Origin of the sequence: Pseudomonas brassicacearum (genome assembly GCF_003732265.1) — a bacterium.
In the GTDB taxonomy this organism is placed as follows: Bacteria; Pseudomonadota; Gammaproteobacteria; order Pseudomonadales; family Pseudomonadaceae; genus Aquipseudomonas; species Aquipseudomonas brassicacearum_D.
Window position 1 is genome coordinate 290,621 of the sequence record NZ_MOBK01000011.1, and the last position, 22,031, is coordinate 312,651.

Below are 22,031 nucleotides of genomic sequence, written 5' to 3' on the forward strand. Positions count from 1 at the left end.
GCCTTCAATACTCCTCCTCAATTGATCCGTGGAGGCGTTTTCCCATGCCCGATTTTGAGTGGAACATCGCGCTTCCCCTGCGTTTCGGCCAATCCGAAACCGAACAGATGTGCTTGCACAGAGCGCTGCCGGACGAGCCCCGGCGGCCCCTCTTTGAAGACTTTATCCAGCAACGTTTCCGCAAGGCCCACGGCGCCGACATCCGTCATTTCATGCCCGAACTGTTCGGCATGAGCAATGCGTCGGGTGAGCTGTGTGCGGTGGCCGGGATTCGCATGGCGAGTCTTGGGCAATTGTTTCTGGAGCGTTATCTGGACGAATCGATCGACCCGCTGATCAGCGCGGCCGCCGATCACCCCGTGGACCGTAGCGGCATCGTCGAAGTTGGCAACCTGGCCGCCAGCGACACCGGCAGCGCGCGAATAAGCATCATCGCCATCACTTATCTTCTGGCCATGGGTGGCTTGGAGTGGGTGGCGTTCACCGGCAATGTCGGCCTGGTCAACAGTTTTCATCGCTTGGGCTTGAAACCCGTGACGCTGTGCGCCGCTGATCCCGAGCGGCTGGGTGATGAACGCCACCACTGGGGCAGCTATTACGAGAGTAAGCCTTGGGTGCATGTGGGCAACATTCGCGCCGGCTTCATTCATTTGCACAACAGCGGGATGTTCAGTCGGCTGGGATTGCCAACGTCTAACGAGGAATCCAGCCATGTCGCCTGAAACCGAACGGTTCAAACAGACCCTGCGTAGCCATGCCGAACGCACGCCCGGTGCGATTGCGTTGTGGGGCGATCAGGTGAAGGTCGACTACGCCACGTTGTACGCCGAAGTGCTGACTCGCCAGCAGCGCCTGCGCGATGAACACATCAGGGTGCTGGCACTGGCGCTGGACAATGGCGTGGAAGCGATGCTCTGGGACCTGGCCGCGCTGTTCGAAGGCCTGACTTGCCTGACGTTGCCGCCGTTTTTCAGCCCGGCGCAACGCCGCCACTGCCTGGAACAGAGCCACGCCGAACGGGTGATTGCCGAGCCGCAGCTGGACGCCGAATTGCTAGAGGCCGGTTACGAGAAAACCGACGGAGTCTGGTGCCGGACCTTCATGGACCCGAACCGTATGCCCGAGGGGACGGCCAAACTGACCTTCACCTCCGGCACCACGGGTACGCCCAAAGGCGTATGCCTGAGCGCTGAGAGTATTTTGACTGTCGCTCGCGAACTGGATCAGGCCAGTAAACCCACCGCCCCGCAGCATCACCTGGCGCTGTTACCCTTGGCGATCCTGTTGGAAAACCTGGGTTGCTATGCCGCGTTGTATGCCGGTGCAACCTTGAGCCTGCCCAGCCAGAAAACCCTCGGCATCCAAGGGGCCAGCGGAGTGGACGTGCCACAGCTGCTCGGCTGCCTGGCCGTCCGTGCCCCCGAAAGCCTGATCCTGGTGCCGCAGCTGTTACTGATGCTGGTCAGCGCCGCCGAGCAGAAAGCCTTCAACCCCGGCACGCTACGTTTTGCCGCGGTGGGTGGCGCCCGGGTTGCCGAAGAATTGCTGCATCGCGCCCAACTTGTCGGCCTGCCGGTTTACGAAGGCTACGGACTGTCGGAGTGCGCCTCGGTGGTGTGCCTCAATCGGCCCGGCGCGCGCCGTCCCGGCAGTGTGGGCCAGCCCCTGCCCCATGTAGAGATTCGCTTGGACCAGGACGGCGAAGTGCTGGTCAAGGGTTCGACCTTGCTGGGCTATCTGGGCGAAGCGCCGCCCACCGATGATTGGTGGCCGACCGGTGATCTCGGCGAATTCGACCCCGAAGGTTTTCTCTACCTCAACGGGCGCAAGAAGCATCAATTCGTCACCAGTTTCGGGCGCAACGTGAACCCGGAGTGGGTCGAGTCCGAATTGACCCAGCGTCGCCACATCGCCCAGGCCTTCGTCTACGGCGAAGCCCTGCCGCACAACCATGCGCTGCTCTGGCCCTCGCGCCCGGACTGCACCGACGACGAACTCGCCGCCACCGTCGCCCAGGCCAACGAAGCCTTGCCCGACTACGCCCAGGTCCATCACTGGACCCGACTGGATCAACTCTTCACTCCCGCCAATGGCTTGCTCACTGCCAATGGCCGACTGCGCCGCGACGCCATCGTCGAGCGTTACCGGGCGCAACTGTCTGAACCTGCATTTTCCGAGGAATCCGCATCATGAGTTTTTTCGACCGGCTGCAAGAAGCCACGCAACAAGAACGCCATGCGCTGTTCAATCTGCCGATCATTGTCGACGCCCTGGAGGGCAAGGTCAGCCTGGAAAGTTACCGCGCGTTTCTGGCGCAAGCCTATTACCACGTGCGCCATACCGTGCCCTTGATGATGGCCTGCGGCGCGCGGCTGCCATTGCGTCTGGAATGGCTGCGCAAAGCCGTTTGCGAATACATCGAGGATGAATACGGCCACGAACAATGGGTCCTCAATGACATCGAAGCCTGCGGTGGCGACAAGGTCGCCGTACGCGACGGTCGTCCGAGCCTGCCGATCGAACTGATGGTCAGTTTTCTCTACGACCTGATTGCCCGGGACAACCCGGTCGGCCTGTTCGGGATGGTCAACGTGCTGGAAGGCACCAGCATCGCCCTCGCTACCCACGCCGCTGGCAGCATTCGCGAGCGCCTGGACTTGCCGGAAACTGCCTTCAGCTACCTCAGCTCCCATGGCTCCCTGGACATCGAGCACATGCAGACCTATCGCCGACTGATGAACACCCTCGACGATCCGGCCGACCAGGCCGCGGTGATTCACGCGTCCAAAGTGGTGTACACGCTGTACACCGACATGTTCCGTGGCTTGCCACGCGACGGGGAGACCTTGCATGCGCCTGTCTGAAGCTCGTGTGGTACTCACCGGTGCCAGCGGTGGCATCGGCCTGGCAATCGCAACCGCCCTGTGCGCCAGTGGTGCCCGGGTGCTGGCGGTGGCGCGACAAGAGGCACCGTTGGCGCCGCTGCTCGCGCGTTATCCGCAACAGCTGTGCTGGATCGGCGCAGACCTCACTGTCCTCACCGATCGGCGCAAGGTGTTGGCGGCTGCCCAAGCCATTGGCGGGATCAACTTGCTGATCAACGCCGCCGGAATCAATCACTTCGCCATGCTCGAACAACTCGAGGACAGCGACATCCACGCGATGATGGCGGTCAACATCAGCGCGCCGATCTGCCTGACCAAACTACTGTTGCCGCTGCTCAAAGAAGCCGAGAGCGCGATGGTGGTGAACGTCGGCTCAACCTACGGTTCCATCGGCTACCCCGGCTACGCCAGCTATTGCGCCACCAAGTTTGCCCTGCGCGGGTTTTCCGAAGCCTTGCGCCGGGAACTGGCGGACACCCGCGTGAGCGTGCTGTACGTCGCCCCGCGCGCCACCCGCACCCGCATGAACAGCCCGGCGGCGCAGGCATTGAACGATGCGCTCAAGGCCAACGTCGATGATCCGCAAACGGTCGCGGCTGCCGTGATCCATGCCATCGCCGGTGATCACCGCGATTTGTACCTGGGCTGGCCGGAGCGTTTTTTCGTGCGCCTGAACAGCCTGTTGCCCCATCTGGTGGACAAAGGCTTGCGCAAGCAATTGCCGCTGATCCGTCGCTTGAGTGAAAAGCCCGATAACGAGAATCTCAAACCATGAAAAAAATCATCGCTTGCCTGCTGGTGGGCGCCTTGAGCCAAAGCGCCTGGGCGCTGGAGCCATCCGACCAGCAACGCCTGAAGGGCATTCAACAAGAATGGGCGCACATTCAATACGAAGTCCCCGAAGCGCAGCGCACCGCAGCGTTTGAACAATTGGCGGCCCAGGCGTCGGCGTTCACCCAGCAACGCCAGTCGGTGGCAGAAGCCTGGATCTGGTCCGGTATCGTCACCAGCAGTTGGGCCGGTGCCCAGGGTGGTCTCGGCGCGCTGAGCAAGGTCAAGGCGGCAAAAGTCGATCTGGAAAAAGCCCTGGCCCTGGACCCCAAAGCCTTGCAAGGCTCGGCCTACACCAGTCTGGGCGCGCTGTACGACCGCGTGCCGGGCTGGCCCATCGGCTTTGGTGACTCGGACAAGGCTGAACAGTTGCTTAAACAGGCCTTGCAACTCAACCCGGACGGCATCGATAGTCTGTACTTCTGGGGTGATCACCTCTACCGTCAAAAGCGCTACAGCGAAGCTAAAAGCGCGTTGCAGAAAGCGTTGAAAGCAGCGCCAAGGCCCGGTCGGGAAACCGCCGACGCGGGGCGACGCAAAGAGATCGAAGCGTTGCTGGTGGACGTGAACAAGAAACTCGACTGACAGGAGTTCGTGTGCGCTTATTACTGATCGAGGACGACGTTGCCCTCGGCGAGGGCATCCATCAGGCCCTGGGCCGCGAGGGATACACCGTCGACTGGTTACAGGACGGCGCCAGTGCCTTGCACTCGCTGCTGAGCGAAACGTTTGACCTGGCGGTGCTCGACCTCGGCCTGCCGCGCATGGGCGGGCTTGAAGTATTGCGGCGCTTGCGTGACAGCGGCTCCAACCTGCCGGTGCTGATCCTCACCGCGCGGGACGCTACCGAAGACCGCATTGCCGGGCTGGATGCCGGGGCCGACGATTACCTGATCAAGCCCTTTGACCTGGCCGAACTCAAGGCGCGCCTGCGCGCCTTGCTGCGGCGCAGTGTCGGGCGCGCGCAAATGCTGATCGAGCACGCCGGCATCAGCCTGAACCCTGGCACCCAGCAAGTCAGTTATCACGGCGAGCCGGTAGCGCTGACGCCCAAGGAATATCAGCTGCTCCACGAATTGCTCTCGCCGCCTGGCCGGGTCATGACCCGCGATCACCTGATGCAGTTGTTGTATGGCTGGAGTGAAGAAGCCGAAAGCAACACCCTGGAAGTGCATATCCACCACTTGCGCAAAAAATTCTCCACCGACCTGATCCGCACCATTCGCGGTGTCGGCTATCTGGTGGAGGAGCGTCGATGACGTCGATCCGACGCCGCAGCCTCACGCTCATCATTGGCCTGATGCTGGTCGGCGTCGCGGTGATCAGCCTGTTCAATCTGCACGACAGCAATCACGAAATCGCCGAAGTCTATGACGCCCAGCTCGCGCAAAACGCCCGGCTGTTGCAAGGCGTGATGCACATGCCCATGGCCGACAAGGACCACGCCAACTTGTATCAGGCCTTCAATAAAGCCTTGGGTGAAGCAGATCCCAGGGTCGATGGCCATCCTTATGAAACCAAAATGGCGTTTCAGGTCTGGAATCGTCACGGCGAAGTGCTGGTACACACCGCCAGCGCGCCCTCTTTCAGCACCCCGCCAGCCACACCCGGTTTCAGTGATGTGGTCGACCTGTCCAACCGCCACTGGCGCGCGTTCCTGCTGGAAGACAAACAAAATGAGCTGAAAATCTGGGTCGGCGAACGGGACGACGTACGCTCGGACCTGGTGGATCGGATCATGCGTCATACCTTATGGCCCAATGTGCTGGGCAGCTTGATTCTGGCGGCGCTGATCTGGATCGCTATCGGCTGGGGCCTCAAGCCGCTGGAAAACATGGCGGCGACGTTGCGGGCTCGACACAGCGGCTCGCTGGAACCGTTGCAACTGACCCCGCTGCCCAGTGAACTGGAGCCGATGCAAGCAGCGCTCAATCGCATGCTGGCGCAGATTCAGGAAGTGCTGGCCCGCGAACACCGCTTCATTGCCGATGCCGCCCACGAAATGCGCACGCCTTTGGCAGTGCTGCGCGTGCATGCGCAAAATCTGCTGGAGGCTGGCACCGAAGAAGAACGCCGTGACTCGCTGGAGTTTCTGATTTCTGGCGTCGACCGCACCAGCCGCCTGGTCAATCAATTGCTGACCATGGCCCGCCTGGAACCCAAAGCCATGGCGCCAGTGCAGCACAGCATCGACCTGGCCGAAATTGTGCGCGGCAGCCTGGCTCAGCTTACGCCCTGGATACTCAGTAAAAATCTTGAGCTGGCCTTCGACGCCCAGAACCGCCCCTTCAACGTGGTGGCAGACGCTGCGGTGATCGACATTGCGCTGAACAACCTGATCAGCAACGCGGCAAACTTTTCCCCCGCTCAGGGCGTTATAGCCGTGCAGTTAAGCCAGGCGGACGGTTTCTATTTGCTGAGTGTCGAGGATCAGGGCCCTGGCATCGACGAAGCAGATCGCGAGCGGTTGTTCGAACGGTTTTACAGCCGCGGCAATGTCCAGGGCGCGGGTCTGGGACTGACCATCGTCAACACCATCGCGACTCGGTTGGGTGGGTACATTACGCTGGTCAACCGACCGGAAGGCGGTTTGCGTGCGACGCTGGCTATTCCGGATAGCCAGACGCGCGCTTCTTTACCGCACATTACACAGGGGTTGCCGCCGAGCGTTTGAGTAAAATCTCTGGCGGCGCGAACTGACAGGCGTCCATGTGGGAGAGAGCGGGAGTTGCTGAATACCTGATTTTTTGCCGAATTCAGCTGTTGCGAAGGGCAGCAAACAGCGGTGGATTCAACCGGTCGACTGGCTCACCTGCATTGCCCCACAAGTCCTCAAACCTGAAATGGCTTTTAGATTTCTTTGCCTGCCTTTCATCTCAAAAATCATTGATTTTGTGAAATCACACTACCCATGTATTGATTCAAATCGCGCAGATCTTTAACGCTCCATGCGTACGGCGATAGTTTTACACCGTTCTCTCGCAACGTTTTTGGAATCAAGTCTCCATTTGGACGAAGTATTATCGATGACACAATCACGCCCGGATAATCATTCAATCGTTTTTTGAAAGTGGAGGTTGTTAGATCAGGTGCAGGAGGATTGCTTTTATTAGCCAATGGCCCTGTTGCCTTGAGATCTATTCCGTGGCACATGGTGCATCGCTGTAAATAGAGATTTTTTCCATTAACATTTTCAGCGAAGGCTAGTGATGTTTGAACTAGCGATAACACCCCTAGCGAAGCGATGAATAATATTTTCATTGTTTTTATCTTCCTTGACGGGATCAGCGTTTGATTGGATGCGATTTGGAATTCCCTGTTGGAGCGAGCCGGCTTGCTCCAACAGGGGGAATGCGTTGTGTCAGGCGGGTATTGAGGGCATAAACATGCCCCGCCTTGCTCGGTCACTTCTTGTTGGCTGCCAGATAGTGCGCGACCAACGCATTGGCATGGCCATGGCCCATGCCGTGTTCATCTTTCAACCACGCCACGATTTCCATGTGCTTCTTGTCGCTCACTGTTCCGAGCAACGCCAGCCAGTGGCTGATCGGTTGCCCATACTTTTTCTCAATAGACGGGAAGTACGACGCCGGTCCTTTTACTTTTGTCTCTTCGGTCATGCTGCAAGCTCCCTTTATCACGACGGAGTGTCGGATAACGCTCCTTGTCGTCAGCCCATAGAGTGGCCGCGATTGGCTATCCCAGCAACAACCCCTGCTCCGCCTCACACAAACCCACCACATAATCCCAAACCACCCGCAGTCGCACGGACTTGTGCAACTCGCGCCGCGTACTGATCCAGTAACTGCGTTCAATATTCTCATCCGGCAACAACGCCACCAGATCCACATCGGCACTAGCCATGTAGCAAGGCAACACCGCAATCCCCAACCCGGAACGCGCAGCCTGTTGTTGGGCAATCACGCTGGTGCTGTGAAACACCACCCGTGGATTGCGGCAGAAGCTATTAAGGAACATCAACTCCTGGCTGAACAGCAAGTCGTCCACATAGCCGATCCAGGCATGACGACCGAGGTCTTCGCAGCTGCGCAATGGTGGTGAGCGGTCGAGATACGCCTGGCTGGCGTAGAGCCCCAGTCGATAGTCGGTGAGTTTGCGGGTGACCAGCATGTCGGCGGCCGGACGTTCGAGGTGGATGCTGATTTCGGCTTCGCGGTTGAGGATGCTGACGAAGCGCGGCACCGCCACCAGTTCCACTTCCAGCCCCGGATAGCGTTCGAACAGGCCGTTCATGCGGCTGGCAAGGAACATGATGCCCAGCCCTTCCGTGACGCCGACGCGAATCTTGCCCAGCGGCGCGGTGGACTGGGTGATTTCTTCCTGGGCCAGCAACGCGACGTTTTCCATGGCCTCAGCGTGCTTGAGCAGCGCTTCGCCAGCCGGGGTCATTTCATAACCCTGGGCATGCTGGACAAACAGCGCGGTGCCGAGGCTCTTTTCGATGGCCTCGATGTGCCGGGCGACCGTGGCGTGGGTGGTGTTTAAACGCCGGGCAGCGGTGAGCAAACGCCCGCTGCGCTGCAACTCGAGAAAAAACCGCAGGTCATTCCAGTCGAACATGATCCGTCCTTGAGGCAAGGCTGTTTAAAAACGCACAGCGGCTGCGCAAAAACTAACATTCTTTTGACGAAAGCGAACAACTAGGATGACTGACAACAAGAACAACAAGACGAGGTCAGGGATGAAGACTCTCCTGGATGAATTCGACTACATCGTGGTCGGCGCCGGGCCCGCTGGGTGTTTGCTGGCCAATCGACTGTCGGCCAACCCGCAACACCGGGTGCTGCTGCTCGAAGCCGGCGGCCGCGATAACTACGCGTGGATTCACATTCCCGTGGGTTACCTGTTCTGCATCGGCAACCCTCGCACCGACTGGTGCTTCAAGACCCAGGCGCAAGCAGGCCTGCAAGGTCGCACCCTGAGTTACCCGCGCGGCAAAGTGCTCGGCGGTTGTTCTTCCATCAACGGCATGATCTACATGCGTGGCCAGGCCGGCGACTACGAAGGCTGGGCCGCCGACGGCAATCCGGGCTGGAGCTGGAACGACGTGTTGCCGCTGTTCAAAAAGAGCGAAAACCATTTTGCCGGCGACTCCGAATTTCACGGCGCCAGCGGCGACTGGCGGGTCGAGCGGCAGCGGCTGTCGTGGCCGATTCTGGATGCCTTCCGCAACGCTGCCGAGCAAAGCGGCATTGCCAGCATCGATGATTTCAACCAGGGCGATAACGAAGGCTGCGGATACTTTCAGGTCAATCAGAAGGCCGGGATTCGCTGGAATGCGGCCAAGGCGTTTCTCAAACCGGTCCGCCACCGGGCCAATCTCACCGTGCTGACCGACGTCGAAGTGGACCGCGTGCTGCTGGAAAACGGTCGTGCCTCAGCGCTGATAACGCGCTGGCAAAGTCAGGCGAAAACCTTCAAGGCGCGCAAGGAAATCGTCCTGTGTGCCGGCTCTGTCGGCTCACCGGGCATCCTTCAGCGCTCGGGGATCGGACCGCGTTCGCTGCTGCAAAAACTCGGGATCGGCGTCGCCCATGAGCTGCCCGGGGTGGGTGGCAATCTGCAGGACCACCTGCAATTGCGGCTGATCTACAAACTGGAAAACGCGCGGACGCTGAACCAGATCGCCGGCAGCGTGTGGGGCAAAATGGGCATGGGTTTGCGCTACCTTTATGACCGCAGCGGCCCGCTGTCGATGGCGCCGAGTCAGCTGGGGGCCTTCGCCCGTTCGGGACCGGAACAGACTTCGGCCAATCTCGAATACCACGTGCAACCACTGTCGCTGGAGCGCTTCGGCGAGCCGTTGCACCCCTTCCCCGCCTTTACCGCTTCGGTCTGCGATCTACGGCCGCAAAGCCGTGGCCGGGTGGACATCAGTTCTGCCAATCCGCAGGACGCGCCGGTGATTCAACCCAACTATTTGAGTCACCCGGAGGATTTGCGCGTTGCGGCGGATGCCATTCGCCTGACCCGGCGCATCGTTGCCGCGCCGGCGTTGCATGCGTTCAAACCGGTCGAGTATTTGCCTGGTGATCGTTTGCAGACTGAAGAGGAATTGCATGAGGCTGCTGCGCAGATTGGCACGACCATTTTCCATCCGGTGGGCACTTGCCGGATGGGTAATGACGCGGATGCGGTGGTGGATGCCGAGTTGCGGGTCCGTGGCATTCCCGGTTTGCGGGTGGCTGATGCCTCGATCATGCCGCGCATTACCTCGGGCAATACCTGTTCGCCGACGTTGATGATTGCCGAAAAAGCCGCCCAGCTAATACTCGAATCCACAGCCAACACCATCCCTGTAGGAGTGAGCCTGCTCGCGATGACGGACTGACATTCAACATTTATGGTGACTGATACACCGCTATCGCGAGCAGGCTCACTCCTACAAGGGGATTTGCAGTCCTTGAGGGATTGAACTTTGCTCGCGGCATCGGGCACTACTTTTACATGGAACACGCAACACCAGTGGAACAACAAAAACAATCACTGTGAGGGATACCGATATGTCAGAACATGTTCAGCCCCTGGAAGCCGCGCCCGTCGCGACGATCACCCACGACACCCGCAAAGTCATCTTCGCCTCGTCACTGGGGACGGTGTTCGAGTGGTACGACTTTTTCCTCTATGGCGCCCTCGCGGCGGTCATCAGCAAACAATTTTTCGCCGGGGTCAACGACACCACGGCGTTCATTTTTGCGCTGATGGCCTTTGCTGCTGGCTTCATCGTGCGGCCCTTTGGCGCGTTGGTGTTTGGACGATTGGGGGACATGATCGGGCGCAAGTACACCTTCCTCGCAACCATCGTGCTCATGGGCCTGGCGACGTTCTGCGTCGGCTTGCTACCGACCTACGCGAGCATCGGCATCGCTGCGCCGATCATCCTGGTGGTGCTGCGCATGCTTCAGGGCCTGGCCCTGGGCGGTGAATATGGCGGCGCTGCGACCTATGTCGCGGAACATGCACCGATCGGAAAACGCGGCTTCCACACCAGCTGGATTCAGTCCACGGCAACCCTAGGTTTGTTGCTGTCGCTGTTGGTGGTGCTCGGTTGCCGCTACTTCACCGGTGACCAGTTCGAAGTCTGGGGCTGGCGCATTCCGTTTCTGTTTTCGATCATTTTGCTGGGCATCTCGACCTGGATTCGCCTGAGCCTGCACGAGTCGCCGGCCTTCGTGAAAATGAAAGAGGAAGGCAAACTCTGCAAGTCGCCGCTGCGTGATTCTTTCGGCAAGTGGGAAAACCTCAAGGTCGTGCTGATTGCCCTGTTCAGCATCAACGCCGGGCAAGCGGTGACCTTTTACGCCGCGCAGTTTTATGTGCTGTTCTTCCTCACCCAGTTCCTGAAGATGGACCCGGCGGTGGCCAACGGTTTGCTGATTGTCAGCGTGATCATTGGCGCGCCGTTCTTCATCTTCTTTGGCTGGCTGTCGGACAAGGTCGGGCGCAAACCGGTGTTGATGATCGGCCTGCTACTGGCCACCGCGCTGTATTTCCCGATCTTCAAATCCCTGGCGCATTACGCCAACCCGGCCATTGACCAGGCCAGCCGTCAGGCGCCGATCACGGTATTGGCCGACCCGGCGACGTGCACGTTCCAGTTCGACCCGGTGGGCAAGGCAAAATTTGATAGCCCGTGCGACAAGGTCAAAACCTTTCTGGTCAAGCAGGGCCTGCCATACGCCAGTGCCGCCGCACCCGCTGGCAGTGGCGTGCAAGTGAGTGTCGGTGACGTAAAAATCGACGGTTATGACGAAGCGGCCTTGCGCGGCGCAGTGACGCTGGCCGGCTATCCGTCACAGGCTGATATGCAGCAAATCAACAAGCCGATGATTGTGGCGCTGATCGTCGCACTGATCATCATCTCGGCCATGTGCTACGGCCCGCTGGCGGCGTTGATGGTCGAACTGTTCCCGACGCGCATCCGCTACACCTCGATGTCGCTGCCCTATCACATCGGCAACGGCTGGTTTGGCGGATTCCTGCCGACGGTGTCGTTTGCGTTGGTGGTCTACACCGGCGACATCTTCTACGGGCTCTGGTACCCGGTGGTGATTACCGCGGTGAGCCTGGTGGTGGGGATGATCTGTTTGCGCGAGACCAAGAACGTCGATCTCGATAAAAACTGACGGGGCTTTGTGGCGAGGGGCTCCCTCGCCACACACTTTGGGGAAACGATCCTCAGACCTCGGAATCGAGCAATTCGAATTTCACCTGATCCGGGTAGAACGCCACGTAATTGCGAATCTGATCGACAGATATTTTAGGGTTCTCGTAACTCCAGACCGCATTCGCGCCTTCATGCCCCGGGACTTGCAAGCTGAAATAAGTGGCATCGCCCTTGTAGGGGCAATAGCTGGTGTGGTCGGTGCGGGCATAATACTTTTCATCGATGTCCTCTCGCGGCACGTAGTACACCGGCGGGTAATTGGCCTCCAACAGCACCAGGGCGCGCGCGGACGCGGCTACCTGAATGCCATGAAACTTCACCAGCAGGCAGCCCGGCTGCTCGGCGATGGTGATGACAGGACTGGGACCGGAGCTTTTCATGGAATACGTTCCTCATGACGGTGATGAACCTGGGAGCGTGGCGCGCCCGTGATGGCGCGTGCAGCGGCCCCGAACCTGAGACCACAACTTTCAGGTATAACCCAAAAATCGCCATTGCCACGGCCCCGCAGCCGAACGGGCCGTTTTGACGGGCGCAACCAGACGCAACAGCTTTGCTGTACATCCATACAGATAAAGATTGATCCGGCGCTCATCACCGGCCATTCTGTGCGCCTCTTGCACACTTGATGAACGATGGTGGTTATGCGGCTGTACCTCTGTGAAAAACCTTCCCAGGCCAAAGACATTGCAGCAGTGCTCGGCGCCAAGCGTCGAGGCGACGGCTGCTGGCTGGGAACAGACGTCACAGTGACCTGGTGCATCGGCCATCTGCTCGAAACCGCACCGCCGGACGCCTACGACGTGCGCTACAAACGCTGGGTACTGACCGACCTGCCGATCATTCCCGAGAAATGGAAGATGACCGTCAAGCCGCGCACGGCCAGCCAGTACAAAGCGGTCAAACGCTTGCTTGGCGAGGCTGATGAGCTGGTGATCGCCACCGACGCCGACCGCGAAGGCGAGATGATTGCCCGCGAACTGGTCGAGCACTGCCGCTATCGCGGGCCAATCCGCCGGTTGTGGCTGTCGGCGCTGGACGACGCGTCCATCCGCAAGGCGCTGGCCGCGCTCAAGCCGGGGGCCGAAACGTTCAGCCTTTATCATTCGGCGTTGGGCCGCTCCCGGGCCGACTGGCTGATCGGGATGAACATGAGCCGGTTGTTTACGTTGCTGGGGCGTCAATCCGGCTATCAAGGTGTGTTGCCGGTGGGTCGGGTGCAGACGCCGACTTTGCGGCTGGTGGTGGACCGCGATCGCAGCATTGCCGATTTCGTCCCCGTGGCCTATTGGGCCATCGACGTGCAGCTGCTGCACGAAGGCACCGCGTTCACTGCACAGTGGCGCGCGGCGTCTGACGCTTGTGATGATCAGGATCGCTGCCTGAATCAGGGCCTCGCGCAAAATGCGGCTCAAGCGCTTGCGAACGCAACGACTGCGCGGGTGATCAAACTGCGCACCGAGCGCATGCGTGAAGTCGCCCCGCTGCCCTTCGATCTGGGCACCTTGCAGGAAGTCTGTTCGAAGAAGCTAGGGCTCGGCGCCCAGGAGACCCTGGATATCGCCCAGGCGCTCTACGAAACCCACAAAGTCATCACCTACCCGCGCAGTGATTGCGGTTTTCTGCCGTTGAGTCAGCACAGCGAAGCCCCCGGCATTCTCGCCGCACTGCGCCAGGCCGATCCGTCCCTGAACGCGCTGAACGATTACCTGGAACCGCAACGGCGCTCAAGGGCGTGGAACGATGCCAAGGTCACGGCGCACCACGGCATCATCCCCACGGCAGCGGCGAAGAATCTGGAGCGACTGGTGGGCAAACAGCGGGCGGTCTACACGCTGATCCGCGCCCGTTATCTCGCGCAGTTCCTGCCCAATCATGAATACGACCGCACCCAGGCCGACTTCAACTGCGCCGGTGAAGCCCTGCGTGCCGTCGGCAAACAGATCGTCGAGCCTGGCTGGAAACGTGCCCTGCCGGAAGCCCTCGCCCCCGCCAAGGGCCGTGAGGCGCCTGCGCCACAAACCTTGCCGGCACTGGCCGAGGGGCTGGATTGCGCAGTCGCCGATGTGAAGCTCAAGGACCTGTGGACGCAGCCACCCAAGCCGTTCACCGAAGGCGACCTGATCAAGGCCATGAAGAACGTGGCCAAACTGGTGGAAGACCCGCTGCTCAAACAGAAGCTCAAGGACACTACCGGCATCGGCACCGAGGCGACACGCGCCTCGATCATCCAGGGCTTGCTCGACCGTGGTTACCTGATCAAGAACGGCAAGGCGCTGGCCGCTACGCCGGCGGCCTTCAGCCTGATCGATGCGGTGCCGCGCGCGATTGCCGACCCCGGCACCACCGCAATCTGGGAACAGGCGCTGGACATGGTGCAGAGCGGCGAAATGAGCCTGGAAGAATTCGTCACCAAACAGGCGGCGTGGATGAGCAAGCAAGTCGCCCGTTGCGCCGGTTTGAGCCTGACAATCAGCGGGCCGGCCAGCCCGGCCGGGCGTGGTGCCGCACCGTGGAAGAAAAAACGCAAACCAGCGCCACGCAAACCCTCGACGGGCAGCAAACGCGCCGCGAAACCGACCAGCAAGGCTTGATGGCACTTCGAACGGACCGGGATGGTCTAGTGTTCTTCAAGTCCGGCGACTGCCTGTTCTGAAAAGACATCGCAGCCGCGTTTCACTCGACAGCTGCTACAGGAATTATATTTATGATTATCGTGCATCACCTGAACAACTCCCGCTCCCAGCGCATTCTCTGGCTGCTGGAAGAACTGGCGATTCCTTACGAGCTGAAACTGTATCAGCGCGATCCAAAAACCAATCTCGCCCCGCCGGAACTGAAAGCGGTCAATGCGCTGGGCAAGTCCCCGGTCATTGAAGACGGTTCGCAGAAACTGATCGAGTCCGCGGCGATCATCGATTACCTGATCCGCCGTCATGGCCAGGGTCGGCTGCAACCTGATCCGTCCACCCCCGCCTACGACGAATACGTTCAATGGCTGCACTTCGCCGAAGGCTCGGCGATGTTGCCGCTGATGCTGAACCTGTATGTCGGACGCCTGGGTGATGCCGGTGCACCGCTGCATCCGCGCATCAACTCGGAAGTCGCCAACTACCTGGGCTACCTCGACACCGCACTGAGCCAGTCCGATTACCTGCTCGGTGACGAGTTCACCGCCGCCGATATCCAGATGAGCTTCATCGGCGAGATCGCCCGGGCCCAGGGCAAGCTGGCCAATTACCCTCATGTAGCGGCCTGGGTCCAACGCTTCCAGGCGCGTCCGGCTTACATCGCCGCGTTGAAGAAAGGCGGCAAGTACGACTTTGCGCCGCACTGAGTGATCCTGACAGGGCCACGGACGGCCCTGCGTTACCTGGAGCGCCCCGAATGCCTTCGATAGAACTGCACGCCGCCCAGCGTGACGACTTCGACACCCTCGAAAACCTGATGCAGTTCTACGTGTACGACTTCAGCGAATGGTTGCCGCTGCCACTGGGTGAGCACGGCTTTTTCGACATCGAGCCCAAACAGGATTACTGGCGCAACCCCGCAATCCGACCGTTTCTGATCCGGGTCGACGGTGAGCTGGCCGGTTTCGTGACCGTGGATGACGACACCCACCTCGAAGGCGCCGAGTACAACATCGGCTACTTTTTTGTCAGTCGGCGCTTCCGTGGCCAAGGTGTCGCGAAGTTTGTCGTTTCCGCCCTCTTGAGCCAATTCCCCGGTCAATGGCAGATTTTCCACATCGATGCGAACCCGCCTGCACGGCGGTTCTGGGCCAAAGTGATGCCTGATCTCACGGGCAATCAATTCACCCTGCATCAGCAGCCAGTCGACGGCTATCCCTGCACGCTCTATCGCTTCCAGAGCCCGCAGCCGTAGGCCTGAGGGGCGTGTTCCGGCCTCGCTTTTTCATTCCAATCCGTTTTGTCCGACAATATGTAGTGACTAAAAAAAATCACTACATAACGGTTGACGCCTCCGTTTTGCCCTTGCATGATGCAGACATCTCCCCGATCGGGAGTACAGCAACATGTTTGAGCAAGCTCGTCTGACCGCCGAGCTGTTTTTCCCGGATACACGCTGCCCACAAGGCAGATTGAAGAAGCTGACCTGGCCCGAACGTCCAGTACAAGGACGAGAAGCGCTGGCGATCAATCCTCATGAAGCTTGTGGCCGACCCTGAAAAGTCGGCAGTGGCCTCCAGGTATTCGCTGCTTCTCTTCGTTGTGACGCTAACGCGTAGCAGTTATTCAACACGACTACATGCAACAGACGCGAGACCCGTTCAATTTGACGGCCGACCGCTGACGTCCTGGTTTCGGTGCCAGGGATCAACTAACCGATGGGCTACTTGTATTAGCGAACCAACTTTGAAAGATCACCAAATGGTCAAGGGGCAAATTATGAATCTGAACAATCAACCTACTATCGATGAACTGGCTCGTATGTTCGCGGCGCAAAAAGACAGCCACGACAGCCACATTCTGTGGATCAGCAAATCGGGCCAGGTTCATATCGACTGCCTGTCGCCTCACGCTCATGAAGCGGAGTTCGACCAGAACAACCAGAACCTGCTCGCCCGACTGAAGATGTACCGTCGCGGCCAGGGCTATGTCGGCAAGAAAGCCGCGGCCGACAAGGACTTCATCGGTAATGTTCTGCAAACGCTGAAACAGGCATGGGCTTCGCTGCAGAACCAGAACGAAGTTCGGGTGATTGATCGGTTCTACTAACAAACTGACTCACTGATAAAAAAGGGCCTGCTCCCATAAAAGAGCAGGCCCTTTTTTGTGCCTGAGTGTTTTACAGCCCCAACACCAGATTCATAAACGCCACTGACGCCGCGCTGTGGTAGTTGTTTTTACGACGCAACAACGCCGCCCCGCGGGTTGGCGCCTCTCCCAACAATGGAATCTTGCGCAGGGCACGCTCCTGGCTGGCGATGGCTTCCGGCAGGATGGTGGCAATCGCCGTGTGCCGAATGACTTCCAGCAAGGTGCTGACCGAATTGACCTCGATCACCACCTTCGGCGTGATCTGCTCCTGGGCAAAATACTCATTGATGCGGGTGCGGGTGATGAAATCGGGGGTCAACAGCGCGAACTCCAACTGAGCAAGCTCTTCAGCGGGCAATGCGAGCTGACTGTCATACAACGGGTGATCACGCCCCACCATCACCCCCAGCGTTTCGGTAAACGCCGGAATCGATTCGATGTCGGCATGTCTGACTTCATTGAACGCAATCGCGATGTCCAGTGAGTCATCCGCCAACCCCGCTTCAATGTCATCCATCGACAGTTCGAAAATCTCCAGATGGATATTTGGAAACCGCGCCACGTAATCGCGCACCAGCGGCCCCACCAGATACGCCATGAACGTCGGCGTCATGGCCAGGCGCAAGGTGCCGCGGGACAAGTCCTTCACGTCATGCAGCGCACGCTTGCCGGCCTCCAGTTCCACCAGTACACGACGGGCACACTCGATGTAGGCCGCGCCGGCATCGGTCGGCTTGACCGTGCGCGAGGTGCGGTCGAACAGGCTTACGCCGAGGGTTTCTTCCAGCTGGCGAATTTGTTGGGACAAGGTCGGCTGCGACACATGCAACGCCTCGGCGGCCCGGGTGAAGCCGCCGTGGTCGGCGACCGCCAGCAAGTAGCGCAGATGTCGTAGCAGCATGAGAACACCATCTATAGGCAGGGCTTATGCGCAGTATTGTATATCGATCTTGGACGCTATGGATCAATCGGCAGAAGATGGCTTCACACCCAAGCAACACCCCGCCGACAGGAGAATCACCATGCAACAGTCCCACGCCTACAACGACCCAAGCCTGGCCCTGACCACCTCGATCCTCGATGCCAAGGCGCGCAAGAATCTGTCCTGGCAGGACCTGACCGACGGCACCGGCCTGGGCCTGGCCTACGTCACCGCCGCCCTCCTCGGCCAGCATCCACTGCCCAAAGCCGCAGCCGAAGTGATTGGCGACAAACTGGAACTGGACGCCGACGCGGTAGCCCGCCTGCAGATCATCCCTCTGCGCGGCAGCCTTTCCGGTATCCCGACCGACCCGACCATTTACCGCTTCTACGAAATGATCCAGATCTACGGCACCACCCTCAAAGCCCTGGTTCATGAGCAATTTGGCGACGGCATCATCAGCGCGATCAACTTCAAGCTCGACATTAAGAAAGTCGAAGACCCGGAAGGCGGCTCCCGCGCGGTGATCACCCTCGACGGCAAGTTCCTGCCACTGCGCCCGTTCTAAGTTGAGACTGGCCCGCGCTACCGCGCGGGCCAACCCCACATCACGCATGAGGACACCCGTATGAAAGCGCTCATCGACGGTTTTTTGAAGTTCCAGAACGAAGCCTTTCCGCAACGCACCGACCTGTTCAAACACCTGGCCACCACCCAGCATCCCGGCACGTTGTTCATCACCTGTTCCGACAGCCGTGTAGTGCCCGAATTACTGACCCAGCAAGAACCCGGCGAACTGTTCGTGATCCGCAACGCCGGCAACATCGTGCCGTCCTACAGCCCGCACCCGGGCGGTGTATCGGCCACCGTTGAATACGCGGTCGCGGTGCTCGGCGTAACCGATATTGTGATCTGCGGCCACTCCGATTGCGGCGCCATGACCGCCATCGCCAAGTGCAAATGCATGGATCACCTGCCGGCCGTCAGCGGCTGGTTGCAGCACGCCGAATCGGCAAAAGTCATCAACGAATCCCGCCCTCATGCCAATGACGCGGCGAAGGTCAGTTCAATGGTCCGGGAAAACGTCATCGCGCAACTGGCCAATATCCAGACACACCCGAGCGTGCGCCTGGCGCAGGAAAAAGGCCTGTTGAACTTGCATGGCTGGGTCTACGACATCGAAACCGGTTCGATTGACGCCTTGGAGGCCAGCAGCCGCACTTTCGTCTCGCTGGCGGAACATCCAACGACGTGCGCGGTGTATGGCAAAGCCGTCGAAGCCGCGTGATAAACAGCCCTTGCGCAGCGCTCCCGATCCCGGAAGCGCTGCGGACAGGGTTATTGGTCGTCTGACGAACGTGGCCGTTGCTCAGCGCTCTCCTCAGCGTTGGGCGCTTCGGGAAAACTGCCTGGTTTGAACACGTGGGTCAGTAATTCCCGGGCATCGACGTCGACAACACCCTGAACCGAGCGAGTCAGCGCAACCGCCTGTTCACACTCCCGATGGGTGTTGACCCGGCCACTCAACGCCACGGTGCCCGCATGGGTTTTGACGTGAATGTGCATGGCAAGGCTGGGTTCGCCCATGGCCAGGGCCGACTTCACCCGGGCCGTCAGCCAGGTATCGTGAGCGACCGATTCCAGGTGATGGGAATATTGCTCGAAGGAACGAAGTTTCATGATGGATCCCTCTTTCAGAACGAAGGAGCAGACACCTTAATTATAGTGTGCCCCTCGCCTGAGGTCGGAAAGCCTAGCGTTTGACCGACAGATCCGTCTGCGTCATGCGACTGCGAATGGTGAACACGCCGTCTCCCGAGAGAATCGCGCTGCGCGCAAACAGTCGGCCGCTCTCCCAGTTCGAAAGACCCAGTTCCGGCTTGTTCAAGGCGTACTGTCCATCGACCCAGCGCGTGATGCCGTTGCCGACAAAAGGCGCGTTGACCGCGTTGTAGAAACGCTCATGCGCCGCGTCATCCTCACTGATCAACGACACCGTGAACTGCGGGCTGTAGCGATTGAACAAGGCAATCGCACGGTCCAGGTCATCGACGATCATCAGGCTGACTTCCGGGGTTTCTTCCCATTCCCACTCGCGGCCCAATTGCTCCTCCGGCAGTGGTTCGGCCAACGCTTCAGTCCGATAACCTTCGGCGCGATACACCTCGACGCTCGCGCTCGACCATTCACTCGGCAAACAAGCCTCGCTGCCTTCGACGATGTGCAGCTTGCAGCCCTGGCCCCGTGCAATGCCAGCCTGTTGCAACGCGCCGAGAAACAGCGGCACCAGATCGGCGGCGCGGTCACGCTGGATCAGGCAGACGTTGAGGGTGTTGCAGACTTTGCGATCCAGGGAATTGCGCACCACGGCGGCGAAGCGCGTCGCGTCGGCGTGCGTGTCGGCGATCAGCCAGGCGCCACCGGTGCCGTGCAGGCTGACGGCGGTGCCCGCCTGTTGGGCGATGCTGCCCAATTGGCTGACCGCACGTCCCGAACCCCGGGCCACGGCCAGGGATAGACGCCGATCGGCGAACATCGCCCAACCGGCCGCGTGATTGACACTTTCGACCAACGACACCGCGCCGACCGGCAATCCGGCGTCACTCAGCGCCGGGTTCAGCGCATGGGTGACAATGGCCTGGGCGGTGCCCAACGCATCGCTGCCGATGCGCAGCACCGCGGTGTTACCGGTGCGCAAGACGCCGGCGGCATCGGCGAACACATTCGGCCGACCTTCGAAGACAAACGCGACGATGCCCAGTGGCGACACCACTTGCTCGACTTTCCAGCCGTCATGCTCGACGCAACTGATCACCTTGCCGCGTGTGGCCGACGCATCGCGCCAGGCCCGCAGGCCGGCGATCATGTCTCGACGCATGCGTTCATCGGCCAGCAAGCGTGTGGTGGAGCGTCCACGGACCTTGGCGCGTTCGATGTCGGCGAGGTTGGCGGCGGCGATCAAGTCCCAGCATTGCGGGGTTTCCAGACGCTGGGCAAACAGGTCGAAGAAGCGGCTGATCGCTTGATCCGACACCGCCGACATCGCGCTGAAGGCCGCTTCTGCGCGCTCGATCGCAACGCTGGCCGCTTGCTGGTCCGCCACCGGGATCAACAACAATTCGCCGCTGACCTGTTCCACCAGCAGGTGGTCGCCGGGCTGGAAGCGCGCGGCCAGTTCGGGGCTGACGACCGTGACACGATTACCGGCAAAAGGAATCGGCGTACCAGCGACTAGACGTTCGAGCGCAAGAGACATGAAGCAGTTTCACCATGCAGGGGGCGGCCGGAAAATGTATAGGAAATTTTCCGGAGCGTCATTAAGCCCGCTGGTTAAAAAACTGACCAGCCAATCCGCTGGCTCAGCAATTCCAGCGCGGCCATCCCGGCCAGGGAATTGCCGGCAGCGTTCAGTTCCGGCGACCACACGCATACCGTGAACTGCCCCGGCACCACCGCGACAATCCCGCCGCCAACACCGCTTTTGCCCGGCAAACCCACGCGATAGGCGAAGTTACCGGCCTCGTCGTACAGCCCGCTGGTGGCCATGATCGAGTTGACCTGTTGAGTCTGGCGCGCGGTGAGGATCTGTTCGCCGCTGTGCTTGCAGAACCCGTCGTTGGCCAAAAAGCAGAACGCCCGGGCCAGGTCGACGCAATTCATGCGCAACGCGCAGTGGCTGAAGTAGCTGCGCAGAACGGATTCGACGTCGTTTTGAAAGTTGCCGAACGATTGCATCAGGTACGCCATGGCGGCGTTGCGCGCGCGGTGCTGGTATTCGGACTCGGCGACTTTGCCGTCGACCATGACCTGCGGATTGCCGGACAGGCGACGGACAAAATCACGCATCGACAGCGCCGGGGCGGCAAAGCGCGACTGGTTGATGTCGCAGATCACCAGCGCGCCAGCGTTGATGAACGGATTACGCGGGCGGCCGCGTTCGAATTCCAGCTGCACCAGTGAGTTGAACGGTTGACCGGACGGCTCGTGACCCAGACGTTCCCAGATCGCTTCACCCGAATGTTCGATGGCCTGCACCAGGCTGAAGACCTTGGAAATACTCTGCACCGAGAACGGTGTCTCGGCATCGCCGGCGCAGTACAACTCACCGTCATTGCTGTACACGGCAATGCCCAATTGATTGGCCGGTACGGTGCCGAGGGCAGGAATGTAGTCCGCCACCTTGCCCTGCCCGATCAGCGGCCGGACAGCGTCGAGGATCTCGTTCAACAGCGCTTGCATGCGAGGTTCCAAAGTCACGCCCCGTGGGATTGCGGGGACACTGAGGCTAGACGCTGCGGGGCGACGGCGAATCACAGCGGCCCCTTCCAAATCCCCGATCCACCCTAAATCTAATGTGGGAGCGGGCTTGCTCGCGAATGCGGTGTGTCAGTCAACATCATTGTTTAAATGACACACCGCATTCG

23 protein-coding genes are annotated in these 22,031 nt (G+C 60.0%); 15 read left to right on the forward strand and 8 right to left on the reverse strand.

From position 1 onward, the window contains the following. Positions 1-44: 44 nt before the first annotated feature. The 7 genes from BK660_RS26610 to BK660_RS26640 are packed head-to-tail and all read left to right on the forward strand — an operon-like array spanning position 45 to position 6,390. Positions 45-722 carry a thermostable hemolysin gene (locus BK660_RS26610; protein WP_123435833.1) on the forward strand — a complete coding sequence of 226 codons (678 nt, stop codon included), beginning with the start codon at positions 45-47 and terminating at the stop codon, positions 720-722. After that, the gene (locus BK660_RS26615) at positions 712-2,193 is read left to right on the forward strand and encodes an AMP-binding protein (RefSeq protein ID WP_123435834.1); all 1,482 of its coding nucleotides are present in this window, start codon (positions 712-714) and stop codon (positions 2,191-2,193) included. Before BK660_RS26610 ends, BK660_RS26615 begins: the two co-directional genes overlap by 11 nt. Then, on the forward strand, positions 2,190-2,864 hold the full coding sequence (locus tag BK660_RS26620) for an iron-containing redox enzyme family protein (RefSeq protein ID WP_123435835.1): 675 nt from the start codon (positions 2,190-2,192) through the stop codon (positions 2,862-2,864). Before BK660_RS26615 ends, BK660_RS26620 begins: the two co-directional genes overlap by 4 nt. Beyond that, positions 2,851-3,660, forward strand: a complete 810-nt coding sequence (locus tag BK660_RS26625) for an SDR family oxidoreductase (RefSeq protein WP_123435836.1) — start codon at positions 2,851-2,853, stop codon at positions 3,658-3,660. The genes BK660_RS26620 and BK660_RS26625 overlap by 14 nt, the downstream gene beginning before the upstream one ends. Continuing rightward, on the forward strand, positions 3,657-4,301 hold the full coding sequence (locus tag BK660_RS26630; RefSeq protein WP_123435837.1) for a tetratricopeptide repeat protein: 645 nt from the start codon (positions 3,657-3,659) through the stop codon (positions 4,299-4,301). The genes BK660_RS26625 and BK660_RS26630 overlap by 4 nt, the downstream gene beginning before the upstream one ends. A gap of 11 nt (positions 4,302-4,312) precedes the next feature. Continuing rightward, entirely contained in the window at positions 4,313-4,975 is a 663-nt protein-coding gene (locus tag BK660_RS26635) for a response regulator (protein ID WP_123435838.1), read from the forward strand. Then, on the forward strand, positions 4,972-6,390 hold the full coding sequence (locus tag BK660_RS26640; RefSeq protein ID WP_123435839.1) for a sensor histidine kinase: 1,419 nt from the start codon (positions 4,972-4,974) through the stop codon (positions 6,388-6,390). The genes BK660_RS26635 and BK660_RS26640 overlap by 4 nt, the downstream gene beginning before the upstream one ends. A 209-nt stretch (positions 6,391-6,599) precedes the next feature. Here BK660_RS26640 and BK660_RS26645 read toward each other — a convergent pair whose 3' ends face one another. The 3 genes from BK660_RS26645 to BK660_RS26655 form a co-directional block, all read right to left on the reverse strand. Continuing rightward, positions 6,600-6,977, reverse strand: a complete 378-nt coding sequence (locus tag BK660_RS26645) for a c-type cytochrome (protein ID WP_123435840.1) — start codon at positions 6,975-6,977, stop codon at positions 6,600-6,602. A gap of 143 nt (positions 6,978-7,120) precedes the next feature. Continuing rightward, the gene (locus tag BK660_RS26650) at positions 7,121-7,336 is read right to left on the reverse strand and encodes a DUF4287 domain-containing protein (protein WP_123435841.1); all 216 of its coding nucleotides are present in this window, start codon (positions 7,334-7,336) and stop codon (positions 7,121-7,123) included. 76 nt (positions 7,337-7,412) lie between these two features. After that, positions 7,413-8,297, reverse strand: a complete 885-nt coding sequence (locus BK660_RS26655; RefSeq protein WP_123435842.1) for a LysR family transcriptional regulator — start codon at positions 8,295-8,297, stop codon at positions 7,413-7,415. 121 nt (positions 8,298-8,418) lie between these two features. On the opposite strand from BK660_RS26655, the gene BK660_RS26660 reads away from it, so the two are divergent. Together BK660_RS26660 and BK660_RS26665 are read left to right on the forward strand one after the other, a co-directional pair. Then, on the forward strand, positions 8,419-10,068 hold the full coding sequence (locus tag BK660_RS26660) for a GMC family oxidoreductase (protein ID WP_123435843.1): 1,650 nt from the start codon (positions 8,419-8,421) through the stop codon (positions 10,066-10,068). Positions 10,069-10,240: 172 nt separating this feature from the next. After that, positions 10,241-11,863, forward strand: coding sequence for an MFS transporter (locus BK660_RS26665; RefSeq protein ID WP_123435844.1), 1,623 nt, complete (start codon positions 10,241-10,243; stop codon positions 11,861-11,863). Between the two features lie 52 nt (positions 11,864-11,915). On the opposite strand, the gene BK660_RS26670 is transcribed toward BK660_RS26665, so the two are convergent. Continuing rightward, complete coding sequence (locus tag BK660_RS26670; RefSeq protein WP_123435845.1) at positions 11,916-12,284, reverse strand: DUF427 domain-containing protein; 369 nt, start codon at positions 12,282-12,284, stop codon at positions 11,916-11,918. A 264-nt stretch (positions 12,285-12,548) separates the two neighbouring features. Between BK660_RS26670 and BK660_RS26675 the strand changes: the two genes are divergently transcribed. From BK660_RS26675 to BK660_RS26690, 4 genes are all read left to right on the forward strand, one after another. Continuing rightward, positions 12,549-14,498, forward strand: a complete 1,950-nt coding sequence (locus tag BK660_RS26675; RefSeq protein ID WP_123435846.1) for a DNA topoisomerase III — start codon at positions 12,549-12,551, stop codon at positions 14,496-14,498. A gap of 113 nt (positions 14,499-14,611) precedes the next feature. Then, positions 14,612-15,241: a glutathione S-transferase family protein gene (locus BK660_RS26680; protein ID WP_123435847.1), complete on the forward strand. Its 630-nt coding sequence runs from the start codon at positions 14,612-14,614 to the stop codon at positions 15,239-15,241. Between the two features lie 50 nt (positions 15,242-15,291). Next, positions 15,292-15,789, forward strand: a complete 498-nt coding sequence (locus BK660_RS26685; protein WP_123435848.1) for a GNAT family N-acetyltransferase — start codon at positions 15,292-15,294, stop codon at positions 15,787-15,789. A gap of 524 nt (positions 15,790-16,313) precedes the next feature. Further along, positions 16,314-16,643, forward strand: a complete 330-nt coding sequence (locus tag BK660_RS26690) for a hypothetical protein (protein WP_123435866.1) — start codon at positions 16,314-16,316, stop codon at positions 16,641-16,643. A 70-nt stretch (positions 16,644-16,713) separates the two neighbouring features. Here the strand turns inward: BK660_RS26690 and cynR are convergent, their stop codons facing one another. Continuing rightward, positions 16,714-17,586 (reverse strand): transcriptional regulator CynR, encoded by an 873-nt coding sequence (cynR, locus tag BK660_RS26695; protein ID WP_123435849.1) that lies wholly within the window; start codon positions 17,584-17,586, stop codon positions 16,714-16,716. A gap of 121 nt (positions 17,587-17,707) precedes the next feature. Between cynR and cynS the strand changes: the two genes are divergently transcribed. Both cynS and BK660_RS26705 read left to right on the forward strand, forming a co-directional pair. After that, positions 17,708-18,175 carry a cyanase gene (gene cynS / locus BK660_RS26700; RefSeq protein ID WP_123435850.1) on the forward strand — a complete coding sequence of 156 codons (468 nt, stop codon included), beginning with the start codon at positions 17,708-17,710 and terminating at the stop codon, positions 18,173-18,175. Between the two features lie 60 nt (positions 18,176-18,235). Beyond that, a complete protein-coding gene (locus BK660_RS26705; protein ID WP_123435851.1) occupies positions 18,236-18,895 on the forward strand; it encodes a carbonic anhydrase in 660 nt (219 codons plus the stop codon). A gap of 50 nt (positions 18,896-18,945) precedes the next feature. On the opposite strand, the gene BK660_RS26710 is transcribed toward BK660_RS26705, so the two are convergent. The 3 genes from BK660_RS26710 to glsB all read right to left on the reverse strand — a co-directional run bounded on the left by BK660_RS26710 (position 18,946) and on the right by glsB (position 21,846). Further along, positions 18,946-19,287, reverse strand: a complete 342-nt coding sequence (locus BK660_RS26710) for a BON domain-containing protein (RefSeq protein WP_123435852.1) — start codon at positions 19,285-19,287, stop codon at positions 18,946-18,948. 73 nt (positions 19,288-19,360) lie between these two features. Further along, complete coding sequence (locus tag BK660_RS26715) at positions 19,361-20,863, reverse strand: aldehyde dehydrogenase family protein (RefSeq protein WP_123435853.1); 1,503 nt, start codon at positions 20,861-20,863, stop codon at positions 19,361-19,363. 74 nt (positions 20,864-20,937) lie between these two features. Next, positions 20,938-21,846 carry a glutaminase B gene (glsB, locus tag BK660_RS26720; RefSeq protein WP_123435854.1) on the reverse strand — a complete coding sequence of 303 codons (909 nt, stop codon included), beginning with the start codon at positions 21,844-21,846 and terminating at the stop codon, positions 20,938-20,940. Positions 21,847-22,031: the final 185 nt, after the last annotated feature.